Source organism: Streptomyces sp. NPDC051172, from assembly GCF_040682555.1.
Classification (GTDB): domain Bacteria; phylum Actinomycetota; class Actinomycetes; order Streptomycetales; family Streptomycetaceae; genus Streptomyces.
This window is the reverse complement of the sequence record NZ_JBFBBE010000473.1, coordinates 1-1,059: the sequence shown is the minus strand read 5'-3', so window position 1 is coordinate 1,059 and position 1,059 is coordinate 1. Positions and strand designations below refer to the sequence as shown.

The 1,059-nt window shown below is 71.3% G+C and carries 1 protein-coding gene; it reads left to right on the top strand.

Annotated features, from left to right (window positions below; translation table 11 throughout):
- The coding region (locus AB0N07_RS52030) for a cytosine permease (protein WP_365848128.1) at window positions 1-1,059 on the top strand (1,059 nt) is incomplete at both ends.

Below are 1,059 nucleotides of genomic sequence, written 5' to 3'. Positions count from 1 at the left end.
CATGGCGCTGACCCGAGCGGCCTTCGGCCACCGCGGATCTCTGCTGCCGGTGACGTTCAACGTGGTGGTCCTGATGGGGTGGTCCTGGGTGCAGGCCATGCTGGCCGGCCTCGCGGTGGACGCCCTGGTGTCCGCGGCCACCGGATTCTCCTCGCCGCTGCTCTTCGCGGTTCTGTGCCAGCTCGTCGTCGTGGCCCTGGCGATCCTCGGGCACGAGGGCATCGCGCGGATCGAACCCTGGCTGGCCCTCGTGATGCTCGCCGTGATGGGCGGGATCTTCGTCACCGCCTTCCGTGCCCACGGCCCGGCCGAGCCGGCGTCGATCCCGGTGGACCCCGCCGTCGGGCTGACTCCCGCCCTCGCCTTCGATCTCGTCTTCGCCACGGCCATCTCGTGGACCGTCCTCTCCGCCGACATCACCCGGAACGCGAGCACCCCGCGCGCGGCCGCGCTGGGCTCTGGCATCGGCTACACCCTGTCCACCGTCATCGCGATGAGCCTGGGCCTCACGGCCTTCGCACACGTGCTCCTGGGCGACGCCGCGGCCACCCCCTTCGACCCGGCGACCCTCGTCGCGGCCTTCGGCTGGCCGCTGGCCGTGGTGATGTTCCTCTCGGTCATGGCCACGAACACGATGGTGGTCTACGGGATGGCGACGTCGGTCACCCACGCCTCGCTGAGCCGGCCCCTTCCGTTCGTGCCCGTCGCCCTGGTGCTCGGCGCGGTGAGCGTCATCGGTGCGATGTGGTTCGACCTGCTCACCCGCTTCACGGATTTCCTTGCGCTGATCGGCGCCTTCTTCGTGCCGGTGTTCGCCGTGATCCTCGTGGACTACGTGCTCCAGGGCCGCCGCACCACCCTGGACGTGCTCGTGGCCCGTGGCCCGCGCGCCTGGTTCCGCGGGGGTGTCCACGGGCGAGCAGTGGCCGTGTGGGTCGTCGGTGCCGCGACGTCGTGGCTGCTCACGGACGTGTGGCCCAGTCCCGTCGGTGTCACCGTCCCGGTGTTCCTCCTGAGCGCCCTGCTCTACGCCCTGCTCGCCTGGCCGCGTCACCGGCC